Below are 12,662 nucleotides of genomic sequence, written 5' to 3' on the forward strand. Positions count from 1 at the left end.
TATGCTGGCGGCACGTGACCCGATCAAGAGTTCCGGGCGGCGGCTCGCTTGGGAGCGGTCGACCTCGGAAGGAGGGCGCGTGCCGGGCCCAGAGGGTCTGATTGGCCCTCGAGAGCGTGGAGCGAATCGCGCGGACGTCGAAACACCTCAGTAGTGACACGGCGCGCGCACATGGCGGGCCATACGAGCGAGTTGACGCCGTACTGCGTCGGACCCGGGCGATAAGATTGCCGAGCGTGCGGACAGGCTGAGCCACTGCGGATTCGCAGGCAGGACGAGCCCGGGCTCGTACGCGAAGAAATCCAACGTGCAGGACAGGTGAACAACATGGCGAGGCTCAACCTCAAGGTGATCGAGGAACGCGTTTCCCCGCTGGCGGGTCGGGAGTCGTACGACCGTGAGTTCATCTTCAATCTCCTGCTCGCCTATGGGAAGCCGCAGAGCAGCATCACGCGCCTGCGCAACGGCGACCTCAATGTCGCTGCCGATCCGGTGAGTGAGGTCGCGCAGAAGAAGGTCGTCTACTTCAAGGAGACCGACGGCGACGCCCTGGCGGTCCTCGAAGGACTGAAGAAGTCTCCTGACGTGGTCCGCTTCAGCACGCGGTTCGTCATCGTCACGGACTACGTTGAGCTGGTCGCGTACGACACCAAGACCGATGAGACCATCGGGTTCCCCATCCGCGAGATCGACCAGCACTTCACGTTCTTCCTCCCCTGGGCCGGGATGGAGAAGGCGCAGTACGTCGCCGAGGCGCACGCCGATGTGAAGGCCGCTGAGCGCATGGGCAAGCTCTTCGACGAGCTCCTGAACGCGAACCCCGACCTCCTCGAACAGCCGCATGGACGCCACGCCCTGAACCTGTTCTTCACACGCCTGCTGTTCTGCTACTTCGCCGAGGACACCGGCATCTTCGCCGAGAATCAGTTCACGAGCGCGGTCGGGTCCCACACTCTCGACGACGGATCGGACACGGCGGATTTCCTCACCGATCTGTTCACGGCACTCGACACGGCTCAGGCGGAGGACAAGCCCAGCCACCTCGCGGCGTTTCCCTACGTCAACGGCCGGCTCTTCACGATGTCGCCGGACCACGTCGTCCCGAGGTTCACGAAAAAGGCCCGGCAAGAGCTCATCAATGCCGGCAAGCTCATCTGGCGCGAGATCAACCCCGACATCTTCGGCTCGATGTTCCAAGCCATCGTCACCCCCGGCACCCGCAGTGACCTCGGTCAGCACTACACGTCCGTCCCCAACATCCTCAAGACGATCGAGCCGCTGTTCCTCGACGCACTGAAGGATCAGTTCAACGCAGCGCGTGATTCGGTCAAGAAGCTCGAAGCACTCCTCGAACGCATCAGTGCAATCAAGGTCTTCGATCCTGCCTGTGGCTCCGGGAACTTCCTCGTCATCGCGTACAAGGAGCTGCGCAAGCTCGAGCACGCCATCCTCGAACGCCTCGCCGAACTGGATGACAAGCACCGCGTCCTGTTCGCCGAGTCGAAGATCAACATCGAGAACTTCTACGGCATTGAGATCGACGATTTCGCCGTCGAGGTGGCGATCCTGTCCCTGTGGATCGCGAAACACCAGATGAACGCCGAGTTCAAAGACAAATTCGGAGTCTCGATCCCCCTGATTCCGCTCAAGGAGGCGGGGCAGATCAAGCAGGGAAACGCTGCTCGCGTCGACTGGAACGAGGTTTGTCCGAACGATGGCAGCGAGATTTATCTAATCGGCAATCCGCCATACGCGGGGGCGAAGACTCAATCCAAGGAGCAGAAGGAAGACTATACATATGTATTTGGTGGTCGCCCATACTCGAAGAACCTTGACTACATTGCCCTATGGTTCATCAAGGGCTCCGACTACATCGAGGGAAAACGCTCGCAACTCGCGTTCGTAACCACTAATTCTGTCGCTCAGGGCGAACATGTATGGCTAATGTTTCCGACGATCTTCGACAAGGATATCGAGATCGGATTCGCGTACACATCATTTAAATGGGAGAATAACGCGAAACGTAACGCCGGCGTAACGGTTGCTGTGATCGGATTGCGTAATCGGTCGAACGCGCCGAAGTATATTTATACTGACGATATCCAGATCGCGGCCCGGAACATTAATGGCTACCTTGCTGACGGTGCGGACGTCGTTATGGAGCGCCGCAAGCGACCGCTCGGCGCGGTTCGGCCCGATATGGTCTTCGGCTCGATGCCACGAGATGGTGGAGGGCTCATTCTTTCGCCAGACGAGCGCGCACAAATGATTGCTCATGATCCGCGCATTGAACAGTTCATTAAGCGCTACATGGGATCCTCAGAATCAATTAACGACGGCGAGCGCTACTGTCTCTGGATCCGCGACCAGGATGCATCGAAGGCGAAAGAGATTTCTTCCATCGCTGACCGACTATCAAGGGTGTCGGAAGCGCGCGCAATAAGCAAAGCTAGCAGTACAGCTGCATTCGCGACACAGCCTCACCGTTTCGTGCAAATTAGCTATAAGCCGACTGACTCCATCATTATGCCTAGCGTTTCATCAGCGCGTCGAGAGTACATCCCGATTGGCTACTTGGGTCCGGATACGGTGATCTCGAACGCCGCGTTTGCGGTGTACGACGCTGAACCTTGGCTGTTCAGTCTTCTCACTTCGAAAATTCACATGGTCTGGACTGCTGCCGTCGGCGGGCAGCTCAAGACGGATTTCCGCTACTCGAACACGATTGTCTACAACAACTTCCCAGTGCCGCCGCTATCGGACGCGGTGAAGGAGAAGCTCACTGAGGCGGCGCTCCGCGTGCTTGATGTGCGGGAGTACCACTGTGAGAAGACGCTCGCTGAGCTCTACGACCCGGACAAGATGCCTGACGACCTGCGGGAGGCTCACGCTGAGGTCGATGCGCTGGTCGACTCGATTTACTCCAAGAAGCCGTACGAGTCCGACGAGCAGCGTCTCTCTGACCTGTTCGCGATGTACGAGCGTATGACCGCCGAGGAAGCTGCGAAGGCTCGGGCGAAGAAGTCTCGAAAGGCAGCCAAGTGAACGCGCATAAGAAGCCCATCAACATCGTCAACGTCACCTATGCCCAGACGGAGGCGTCCGTGAACACCGATGCCCTGGGCATGCGCGAGATGCAGCAGCGGGTGTTCGCCAAGCGCGACGCCCAGCATCTGCTGGTTAAGGCACCGCCGGCCTCCGGTAAGTCGCGTGCGCTCATGTTCGTGGGCCTGGACAAGCTCTACAACCAGGGCCGCAGGAAGGTCATTGTCGCCGTGCCGGAGCGCTCGATCGGGGCATCGTTCGCCTCGACGAACCTCACGAAGTTCGGCTTCTTCGTGGATTGGGAGATCAAGCCGGAGCACAACCTCTGCGACGCCGGATCCTCGGCGGGCAAGGTCGACGCGTTCATCAAGTTCCTCGAAGGGCCTGACGCGACCCTTGTATGCACCCACGCCACGCTGCGCTTCGCGTTCGAAAAACTCGCTCCCGACGCCTTTGACGGCACGGTCCTCGCGATCGACGAGTTCCATCACGTCTCTGCCGACACGGAGTCCAGCCGCCTCGGGGCGCTCCTGCGCGACGTGATGAACGGATGCGACGTGCACATCGTCGCGATGACGGGCTCGTACTTCCGCGGCGACTCGGTTCCTGTGCTCACTGCCGAGGACGAGGCGAAGTTCACGCCGGTCACCTTCAACTACTACGACCAGCTCAACGGCTACGAGCACCTGCGCTCTCTGGGCATCGGGCACCACTTCTACCAAGGGCGGTACACCGACGCGATTGGCGAGGTCCTCGACCTCGACAGAAAGACCATCGTGCACATCCCGAGTGTGAACTCCGGCGAGTCGACGAAGGACAAGCTGGAGGAGGTCGGGCGCATCATCGACGTCATCGGCCAGGTCGAGTCGACGGATCCGGACACCGGCATCATCAGCGTGCGCCGCCAGGACACCGGGACCATCGTGCGCGTGGCGGACCTCGTCGACGACACGGATCAGAAGAAGCGTGGGGACACCCTCCACTTCCTGTCCCACACGGCGTCGAAGGACCGCGACGCCGTCGACATCATCATTGCTCTGGGCATGGCCAAGGAAGGCTTCGACTGGCCCTTCGCCGAGCACGCATTGACCGTCGGTTACCGGGCCTCGCTTACCGAGGTCATCCAGATCATCGGACGCGTGACCCGCGACAGCCCTGGGAAGTCCCACGCTCAGTTCACGAACCTCATCGCTGAGCCCGACGCGACCCAGGGCGAGGTGAAGGTCTCAGTGAACAACATGCTCAAGGCGATCACAGCCTCCCTGCTCATGGAGCAGGTCCTCGCGCAGAACTTCACGTTCAAGACGAAGAAGTTCGACGCGGACGACTCGAAGACTCCCGGCGAGCTCAAGATCAAGGGGTTCAAGGAGCCGTCGACCGATCGTGTGAAGCAGATCGTCGAGACTGATCTGAACGATCTGAAGGCGACGATCCTGCAGGACGACACGTTCGCCAGAGCTGCTGCTGGCTCCGTGGACGCTGAGACGACGAACCAGGTGCTGATCCCGAAGATCATCCGCGAGAAGTACCCGGACCTCACCGAGGCCCAGGTCGAGGAGGTTCGCCAGCAGGTCGTCGTCGACTCGGTGATCAAGAACGGTGAGGTGCGCGAGGTCGGCGACAAGAGGTTCATCAAGATGGCCGAGAAGTTCGTCAACATCGATGAGCTACACATCAACCTCATCGACTCGGTGAACCCGTTCCAGCGCGCATTCGAGGTCATGTCCAAGTCGGTCACGCCGTCAGTGCTGCGGATCATCCAGGACTCGATCGCTGCGACGCGAATCGAGTTCAGCGAGGAAGAAGCCGTCGCGCTCTTCCCGAAGATCCAGAACTGGGTCAAGGTCAATGGTGGGAGTCGCCCTGACCCCCGTGCAGATGACCCGACCGAGAAGCGTTACGCGGAAGCGCTGCTCTTTTTGCAGCGCCTCAAGCAGCAACGCATCGCACAGATGAAAGCCGCCGACGCAGGGGAGGGCTGATGACTACTAACGACAACTCAACGCCACCATCCTCGGGCAAGTCGGTTGTAGAGGATGCGTTTCTTCGACTCCTCGATTCGGATGTGGACGGATTGCTCGATGCGCCGCAGAAGCCGAAGAAGGTCACTTCTTCGGACCGTCTGGAAAGGGCGTTTCTCGAGATCGTCGAGTTCCGACGCGAGCACGGGCGGGTGCCGAGCTCGACGACGCGCGAGATTGCCGAGCGGAAGCTCGGGGCGCGCCTCGACGGTATCCTCGCGAACGACGAGAAGATCGAAGCACTCAAACACCTCGACGAGTTTGGGCTGCTCGATGCGCCCGAACCTCCGGGTTCGTTGGATGATCTCCTTGACGGCGACGCCATCGACGACCTGCTCGGCGATGACAGCGGCGTCCTCGATGTCTCGGATCTCCCCGCCATGCGCAAGCCCGAGTCCCCTGATTCGGTCGCGAAGCGTGTTAAGGCCGACGACTTCGAACAGTTCGAGCACCTGTTCAAGGCCAAGCACGCTGAGCTCGCCGAGGGCACGCTCCAGCTCGCCACGTTCACCGGGCTCCACATGATCCGCGAAGGTGCGTTCTTTGTCCTCGGCGGCGTGCTGTGCTTCGTCGCTGAGGTCGGTGAGGACGTCGACCTCGTCGTTGGCGGAAAGCCGAAGCAGAAGCAGCGCCTGCGCGTCGTCTTCGAGAACGGCACCGAGTCGAGGATGTACAAGCAGAGTCTGATGACGCGGCTGTACGAGCAGCAGGGACAGGTGCTCGCACGGACTGGCGTTGACGCGAGCGAGGTGCTCGACGCGGACGTCGAGAGCGGGCACATCTACGTGCTTCAGTCGCTGAGCGACGACCCTGCGATTTCAGGCCTTCCCGACCTGCACAAGATCGGCTTCTCAACGACGAGCGTCGAGCAGCGCATCAAGAACGCCGAGTCGTCGCCGACGTACCTGATGGCACCCGTGCGCGTCGTCGCGGACTACCGCCTCTACAACGTGAAGCCGTCAGCACTCGAGCACCTGCTGCATCGTGTCTTCGCGGCCGTGCGTCTCGACCTGACCCAGATCGACCGCAAGGGCCGGGACTACGACCCCTCGGAGTGGTTCGTCGTGCCTCGCGACGCGATCAATCGGGCAGTCGCCATGATCGTCTCCGGAGAGATCGTGGACTACTTCTACGACCCCGTGAGCCAGCAACTGGTTCCGCGCTCATGACAGCGCGTGACAACCACCCGAGGGAATGTACTGACTAGCCCAGTCAGTCTTCGGTCTTCCACGTAGTAGCGGCGCGCCGTGTCGCATCCGAGAGGACGTCTCTGATCTCGCGCTGGAGGAGCACTGGAACGCCGAGACCATCAAGGTTCTGGGCCGATAGCCATTCCAGCGCCTCACTTCGTGACCAGTCGTCGACTCCGATGAATTCAGACAGGGCAACGGTTGCTGTCCTGGATAGGCCGAGCGACATGAGCACGACTTCGCTTGTGCGGGCGACACCGAGTTCGAGCATCATCGCGTAATCAGGTCGAGCAGTGGGTTCCAGCCCGAGATCGGAGGAGTGGGCCTCAAGTAGATCGGCGTAGCAAGCAAGGTACTTGGGAGCATGGAACCGCGCGATCGATTCGATGTCCCGCATGACTTCGCGGATCGCCGTCGCCGGGGTAGTCGCCTTGCTGGAGGCGAGCCGCTGGTCGACCAGTTGTGCCAGCGGTATGCCATTCATCCAGTTGACGATGAGATTGGCGAGTTGCCACTTGCGGAGATCCTCGCCTGTCCGGGGCTTGCCGAAGACGTTCGTCATCGTCGTACCAATCCGTACGAGCGCCTCTTGGAATCGCTCTCGCGCGTCAGGCTCTTCGGGGAGTGGTAGCTCGAGGTCGGTCGGTGTCTTGCCAGACTTGCGGAAACTCTCGAGCAACCTTTCCATCGATACTGGCGCGATTCCGGTGTGCCGAGTCACGATCTCGACGGGGACCCTCAGAGCGGTCGATGCTCGTTCGATTGCGGAACTGATCTCGCTACGTTCTGAGTCGAGCGGGATGCGGGCGAGAAGCGCTTGCAGGGGTTCGCCAGCGAGGTACCGCAAAAACAAGTACGCGAAGAGGCTCTCGGCGGTGCTGTCGTCGTGTACCTGATCGACAGAGCGCACGAAGGCTAGCAGAGCCGACGCATCGTCCAGACCAGTGTTTACCGCTCTGGTGATCGGTGACCGTTTGCGAGCTCGCGGTAGATTGGGCCAGAGTTCTTCATTGTCGGTATCTATGCACACGACGTTGCCCTGGAACTCTTTACCCCAGCGTCCGGCGCGCCCGGCCAAGTTCCAGAAGTCGCTTTCACGGAGCGGTTTGCCGCTGCCCTTCTGGGGATTGCGCATGAAGATCGTCCGGCAGGGGAGGTTCACCCCCTCCAATAGAGTCGACGTGCAGACGAGGTAGTGGATCTTGCCTTCCCCGAACAGGCGCTCGATCTCCGTACGCACCACCAGTGGCATGTTCCCGTAGTGGAAGGCGACACGACGTTCAAGGACATCGGCGAGCAGGTACTTGCTGTGCACTGCAGTCTTGATCAAGTCGCGCAAATCGTTTATCTCTGTGTCAGCTTCGCCAGGGGTCGGGAGCTGCTCAAAGACGGCCTTGGCGACTTTCTCAGCATCGCTCGGGCGGTTGACGTAGATGACGTTTCCCGGGGTGTCACCAGCTAGCGCATGAGCCACTAATGCGACGCGCAACGGTACGCTCGTAGCGCGTTGTGCAAGCACGAGCTCGCCGACTCTGTGGCTATTGCCGTCAGACACCAGGGAAATTGTCCGGCGCTGAGGCTTTCGTTTGATGTTCTCGACCCAGATGAGGTTCTGGTTGACGGTGACCGTCTCGGAGACGAAAGAGTCGGAATGCCGTTCGGGCGGTGCATTTTCAATCAGCAGTTCCGGGTTTGAACTCAGGGGGCTTGCGAACAGCACTCGCGCCCCGGGGCTTCGCCGGATGGTGCGCTCGATTGCGTGCTGGAGGAGGACTCCCCGTGCGTCACCGGCGAGCGATTGTGCTTCATCGACGAAGAGCAGATCTACGCCGAGTGACGGAAAGAGCTCCAGCACCAGGTGGAGCCTCTCCTGCGTGAGAACCAGGACAGTCCGAGATGAATCCGCGAGGTCGGGGTCCCACGGCATGGTGAAGACGCCCACGTCCGGCGGCACTTCGCGCCGCAGATCGCGGGAGACTTCCTCGATGAGAGCTCGCGTCGGCACGAGATAGATGAGCGTGAACGGTCCCGCCTGGCGCGTAACCTCGAGGAAGTGCTCTCTGATGATGCGCGACTTCCCAGCGGAGGTCGGGGCGGACACGCTCAGCCAGTCGTTCGTCTCAACCGCTTCCCAGAACCTCCCTTGGAACGGGTTGACCGGCAGTACTCGGCCGTCCGAGAGACGGACGGAGTGGTCGATTCGGCTCCGGACGACCTCCATCCGGAGCGCACCTGGCAGACGTTGCCACGCATCGTCCGTCAGCCTGTCGCGAGATTCCGCTAGCTCGACGGCCATGTGGTTGCCGGTGCGTTCGAGAAGTGCTGCAGCCGCAGTCTTGTGAGCGGCCTCGGCGTCGGAAGAAAGCATGCAGGCCGTGGCGATTCGGAGCACGGCGGACTGGGCGCGCTCGGATTGCGCCGATGTGATCGCGCTGGCATAGAGCAGGGCGAACCCCCAGTCAATCGATGGAGCGTCGGAATCCCACTCCACCGTTACGAATTCCGAACGGACCATCAGCAGGCGAGCGGCTTCGAGTGAGTCTCTGAACTTGTGGGAGCCGAAGACAATCTCCTCGAGAGTCGTGCCGGGGGTCACTTCGCCCCCATCCGCTTCAGGACCCGAGAGCGCAGTTCTGCGACATCGGGCATCGGGATGCAGAATAGGTCGATGCTAACGCCGACGATCTCGAACTCCTTAAGTCGGTTTCCGATCGTCCGATGCCACCGGCTGACTGCCTTCGAAACCGCCTGTTGTTGGGGCTCGTCGAGGACCGCGACGTTCGGATAGTTGTCGTGGTCGAAACCAACCAGGCAGACGCCGTTCCATCGGACCTTCAGAGTCTTCGGGTTCGTCTCGTCGAAGTACTGAAACAGATGGGCTGCCAGCTCTCTCTGGGTGACGTTCAGATGATCGCGTACAAGCATCAGGTCCTGCTTTCGGCGTGAGTCTCCATCGGATCGCAGGTAGGGGGAAATGCTCTCGAAACAGTCCCGGAACGCCTCTGTGCTCGACTGATAGAGCTTCGATTCGCCCCAGTAGATGTCTAGAACCCCATCATCGGCGAAGCTCGCGTGGATGCCGTCGGAACCATGGACGTGCACCTCGGTGTTTGTCTTGAGAGCCATCTTCGAGATCAACTGTGGTCGTTGCAGGACCCGCTCCATGAGAAGGAACAAGAGGAGTTCGCCACCTTCTCCCGAGCTCTCCGACTTCACGAACAGACTGCGTGCCTGCTCTTCCAAGCTCACGATGGCCGCGGTCGACCGAGAATCCATGTACTCTGCGACCGCTTTTTCAATCTTCGAGCGAGGAATACAGAAGTCCAGGGCTGCATTCGCCATCGCCCCTGCGAGCTGCTCCACAGCAGGAGTTCCGTTGGCATCGTGCGCTAGAAAGTGCGTCCTCACGAGAGTCGACGTCTCCGGGACTGTGACGGCATCTTCGAAGGCCGGCAGGAAGCTGATCAGTGAGTCGCCTGTGCCGCGAGCCAGCTCAATAAACTGCTCGACGACTGCTGCTTCGTCAACCATCACGCACCTCAATCGCGCACCATGTCCGCCCGCGACCCGGGAGGCGCGCCTACAGCATATCGATGGACGAATGCTCGCGGCGCAGTCCGTCCACTCCCGCGCATCGTTTATCGTTGTACAGCCCCGCCGTCGAGCTGTTCTATTCGTTCCCTCGGCTTCGTCGGAGCAGTCGCGTCAGGGAAGTCGGTTCACACGTATTCGCGAGATCGCGCCACTTCGGGGGTGCTAGCTAGTTGACCGTCGCGAGGAGCTCCGCGGGGGAGACATCGAGCCCGTGGGCGAGCTTGACGATGATGTCGAGCGTTGGGTTGCGGCGGCCGCGCTCCAGGCCGCTTATGTAGGTGCGGTCCAGACTGACGTGGTGAGCGAAGGCCTCCTGGGAGGCCCACCCTCGCTCCTGGCGGAGTTCGCGGAGATGCTCGCCGAATGCGATGCGGTGCGCGGACTCCCTCATATCTCAACGCTTTCGCTACGATGACCATGAGTCCACGGACTATGATTCACATCCGATGGTCCGGGGGTGATCGCGTTCGCGTCAGGATCCGGGCAATGCGAAGGAGCGAGTAGGGCATGGGGTCAGAAGACGAGTGGATCGACATCGCTGCGGCGGCAGGGCGCGAGTCGTGCAGCCCGCAGGCCATTCGCCGGCGGATCAAGGCTGGGGTTCTGACGGCGCGCGTAGAAGGGTCCACGGCTCGCGATGGGCGGCACGTGGTTAAGGCTTGGGTCCGGGTCGCTGAGCTCGACGAGGTGTTCGGTCACGCGGCTCGGGAGGAGCATGTTCGAAGGATCCGAGCCACTGCGCAGCCGCTGACACGCGACCAGAAGATCGCTCTGCGTAAGGTGCTTCTCGATCATCTTGCAGAGAAGGAGGCGAAGCGGAGGAGACGTCAGGTCAGAGGGGTGCCTGCAGGGGGATCTCCGTGATGTCTCACCAGGCGGGCTGAGCAGTCGGCACTGCTAGAATCGAAGGCGTACGCCCCGGTGACTATTCGGACCTCCTGGCCCGGACTCCCGGGGCATCAGTCGTGTAGGGGGACGCATATGCCGACCGAGCCGCTGCATCTGGTCGATTCCCACGAGTGGTCTGGGCTGTGGTGGTTGCCCGATGCGCCGGATGAGCGTGTCCCGGGCGTGCTGCGATACGACCGCGACGGCGGTGCGGAGCTGACGTTGATCGGCACCTTCGAGGACCGGATCATGACGTCGCCCCGACCGGACGTCGTGCAGATATATGAGGGCACACGGTCGTGGGACGTCATCCACGGCGTCGCTGAGAAGAGGGAGATCACCCTCCTTGGGTGCATCCCGACGAGCACGAACCGATCCTTCGGCGCGCGGGTGAAGAGCCCCGACAAGCAGGTGGTTTCGGCTCAATCCGCGCTGATCGGCGTCCACGCTGCGAACGCGGAAGCTGCACTGTTCGAAGGACTTCAGGTCTCCGTCGAGGATGTCGGTCGTTGGGCGGCAGACGGGGTCTTCTCGTCGTCGATCGGTGGGCCAGGCGGGACGCGGTTCGATGGCAGCGGCTCTATCTGTGCGAAGCCGCTGGAGTCGACGTCGGTCCTGGTCGATGGCACCGAGTACTCACTCGAGCATCTTCGCAATCCTCCGTACGTCGACGAGCTTCGCGGGAGGACGACCGCGCGGATCCGTGACACGGTCTTCCTGCAGGTTGCTCCGCCGGAGGCATGCTCCTTCGAGGAAGCGCTCGCGTCGGCGAAGTCTCTGCAGGACCTGATCTCGCTCGCGACCCATCGTGCTGCCGGGGTGATCTGGCTGCGGCTGAAGCTGACGGGAGACGGGCTGGGGGCCGAACGGCATCCGATGGAGCGTTATGTCGAGGTGCTCTACTCGCCCGCCGCCGTGGGGGAGCGGGATGCAAAGGCCATCGAGCACCACAGAGTGTTCTTCACCTGCAGCGACATCCCGTTCCAGGAGATCGTCCCGCGATGGTGCGCGGTGCGTGATCGCCTCCGGGCCTCGACGGACCTGATCTTGGCGCTGCGGTACGCGCCAGCGCAGTACGTCGAGAGCCGTCTTCTCATGGCGGTCGGCGCTGCCGAAGCCCTCCATCGGGCGTTCGGAATCGAAGAGCGCCCGATGCCGAATGCTGAGTTCAAGAAGATGCGCGAGGCGATGCTTGAGGTCGCTCCGGAGGATCAGCGGGAGCGGCTCAAGTCCGCGATCCACAACGACATGACTCTCCGCGACCGGCTGGGGGCTCTTGTCAATCGGCCTGACCAGGAGGCGGTGTCCGTGCTCGTTCCTGATGTTGAACGATGGGCCAGCAGGACGGTAAAGGCCCGCAACGACCTGGCTCACGAGGGACGCGCCCCGAGGCACGAGTTCGAGGAGCTCGTCGCCGTCGTCGAGGTCACGACGGGCGTGGTGATCCTGAATCTCCTGCACGAGATCGGGCTGCCCGCGGACCGTCAGCGAGCGATCGTGAGGGAGCATCCACAACTCCGGATGATCGCGCGTTGGGCGAGGGCGGAGCTCGTGACGCCCGAAGTATGAGCTCGTCGAAGGCGAGGAGCAGTACCTTCGATCGCTTCACTGACGGTGTAGCCAGCCCCACGTAAGGGAGTCGAGTCCCCATCGAGTCACCACTGGAATCACGACTCGACTGGCCATTGGTGAGCGTCATAAACGAGTCGAATGGGGGTACTTCGCGCGCAGCCTCCAGGTCTACGGCCGCACCGGGCAGCCCTGCCCGCGCTGCGGCACCCCGATCACCCGGCTCACCGTCGGCGGCCGCTCGTCGCACGTGTGCCCCGCATGCCAGCGGCCGCCGCGTCGGGCCTGGACAGGCTGAGTCCACCGTTCGGGTGCGGCGCACTGACGAGTCCGGTGAGTCGGCCACCAGCAGGGT

The 12,662-nt window shown here is 61.7% G+C and carries 8 protein-coding genes and 1 pseudogene; 5 read left to right on the forward strand and 4 right to left on the reverse strand.

Annotated elements, in window-relative coordinates; genetic code table 11:
• Positions 1 to 327 precede the first annotated feature (327 nt).
• From AB0I45_RS03895 to AB0I45_RS03905, 3 genes are read left to right on the forward strand one after another with little or no spacing between them, the layout of a single operon-like run.
• Positions 328 to 3,045, forward strand: a complete 2,718-nt coding sequence (locus tag AB0I45_RS03895; protein ID WP_360317115.1) for a DNA methyltransferase — start codon at positions 328 to 330, stop codon at positions 3,043 to 3,045.
• Positions 3,042 to 5,027: a DEAD/DEAH box helicase gene (locus tag AB0I45_RS03900; RefSeq protein ID WP_360316883.1), complete on the forward strand. Its 1,986-nt coding sequence runs from the start codon at positions 3,042 to 3,044 to the stop codon at positions 5,025 to 5,027. The genes AB0I45_RS03895 and AB0I45_RS03900 overlap by 4 nt, the downstream gene beginning before the upstream one ends.
• Positions 5,027 to 6,235 carry a GIY-YIG nuclease family protein gene (locus AB0I45_RS03905; RefSeq protein WP_360316886.1) on the forward strand — a complete coding sequence of 403 codons (1,209 nt, stop codon included), beginning with the start codon at positions 5,027 to 5,029 and terminating at the stop codon, positions 6,233 to 6,235. The genes AB0I45_RS03900 and AB0I45_RS03905 overlap by 1 nt, the downstream gene beginning before the upstream one ends.
• Positions 6,236 to 6,278: 43 nt before the next feature.
• Here AB0I45_RS03905 and AB0I45_RS03910 read toward each other — a convergent pair whose 3' ends face one another.
• The 4 genes from AB0I45_RS03910 to AB0I45_RS03925 form a co-directional block, all read right to left on the reverse strand.
• The gene (locus AB0I45_RS03910) at positions 6,279 to 8,852 is read right to left on the reverse strand and encodes a DEAD/DEAH box helicase (RefSeq protein ID WP_360316889.1); all 2,574 of its coding nucleotides are present in this window, start codon (positions 8,850 to 8,852) and stop codon (positions 6,279 to 6,281) included.
• Positions 8,849 to 9,787 (reverse strand): DUF1837 domain-containing protein, encoded by a 939-nt coding sequence (locus tag AB0I45_RS03915; RefSeq protein ID WP_360316892.1) that lies wholly within the window; start codon positions 9,785 to 9,787, stop codon positions 8,849 to 8,851. Before AB0I45_RS03915 ends, AB0I45_RS03910 begins: the two co-directional genes overlap by 4 nt.
• A 229-nt stretch (positions 9,788 to 10,016) precedes the next feature.
• Positions 10,017 to 10,241, reverse strand: a complete 225-nt coding sequence (locus AB0I45_RS03920; RefSeq protein ID WP_137320152.1) for a helix-turn-helix transcriptional regulator — start codon at positions 10,239 to 10,241, stop codon at positions 10,017 to 10,019.
• A gap of 122 nt (positions 10,242 to 10,363) precedes the next feature.
• The gene (locus tag AB0I45_RS03925) at positions 10,364 to 10,645 is read right to left on the reverse strand and encodes a hypothetical protein (protein ID WP_360316896.1); all 282 of its coding nucleotides are present in this window, start codon (positions 10,643 to 10,645) and stop codon (positions 10,364 to 10,366) included.
• A gap of 186 nt (positions 10,646 to 10,831) precedes the next feature.
• On the opposite strand from AB0I45_RS03925, the gene AB0I45_RS03930 reads away from it, so the two are divergent.
• Positions 10,832 to 12,307, forward strand: a complete 1,476-nt coding sequence (locus AB0I45_RS03930; RefSeq protein ID WP_360316899.1) for a HEPN domain-containing protein — start codon at positions 10,832 to 10,834, stop codon at positions 12,305 to 12,307.
• Between the two features lie 139 nt (positions 12,308 to 12,446).
• Positions 12,447 to 12,605 (forward strand): annotated as a pseudogene (locus tag AB0I45_RS03935) (zinc finger domain-containing protein); the annotation flags it as partial.
• Positions 12,606 to 12,662: the final 57 nt, after the last annotated feature.

Source organism: Brevibacterium sp. NPDC049920 (genome assembly GCF_040656435.1).
Taxonomy (GTDB): Bacteria; Actinomycetota; Actinomycetes; order Actinomycetales; family Brevibacteriaceae; genus Brevibacterium; species Brevibacterium pityocampae.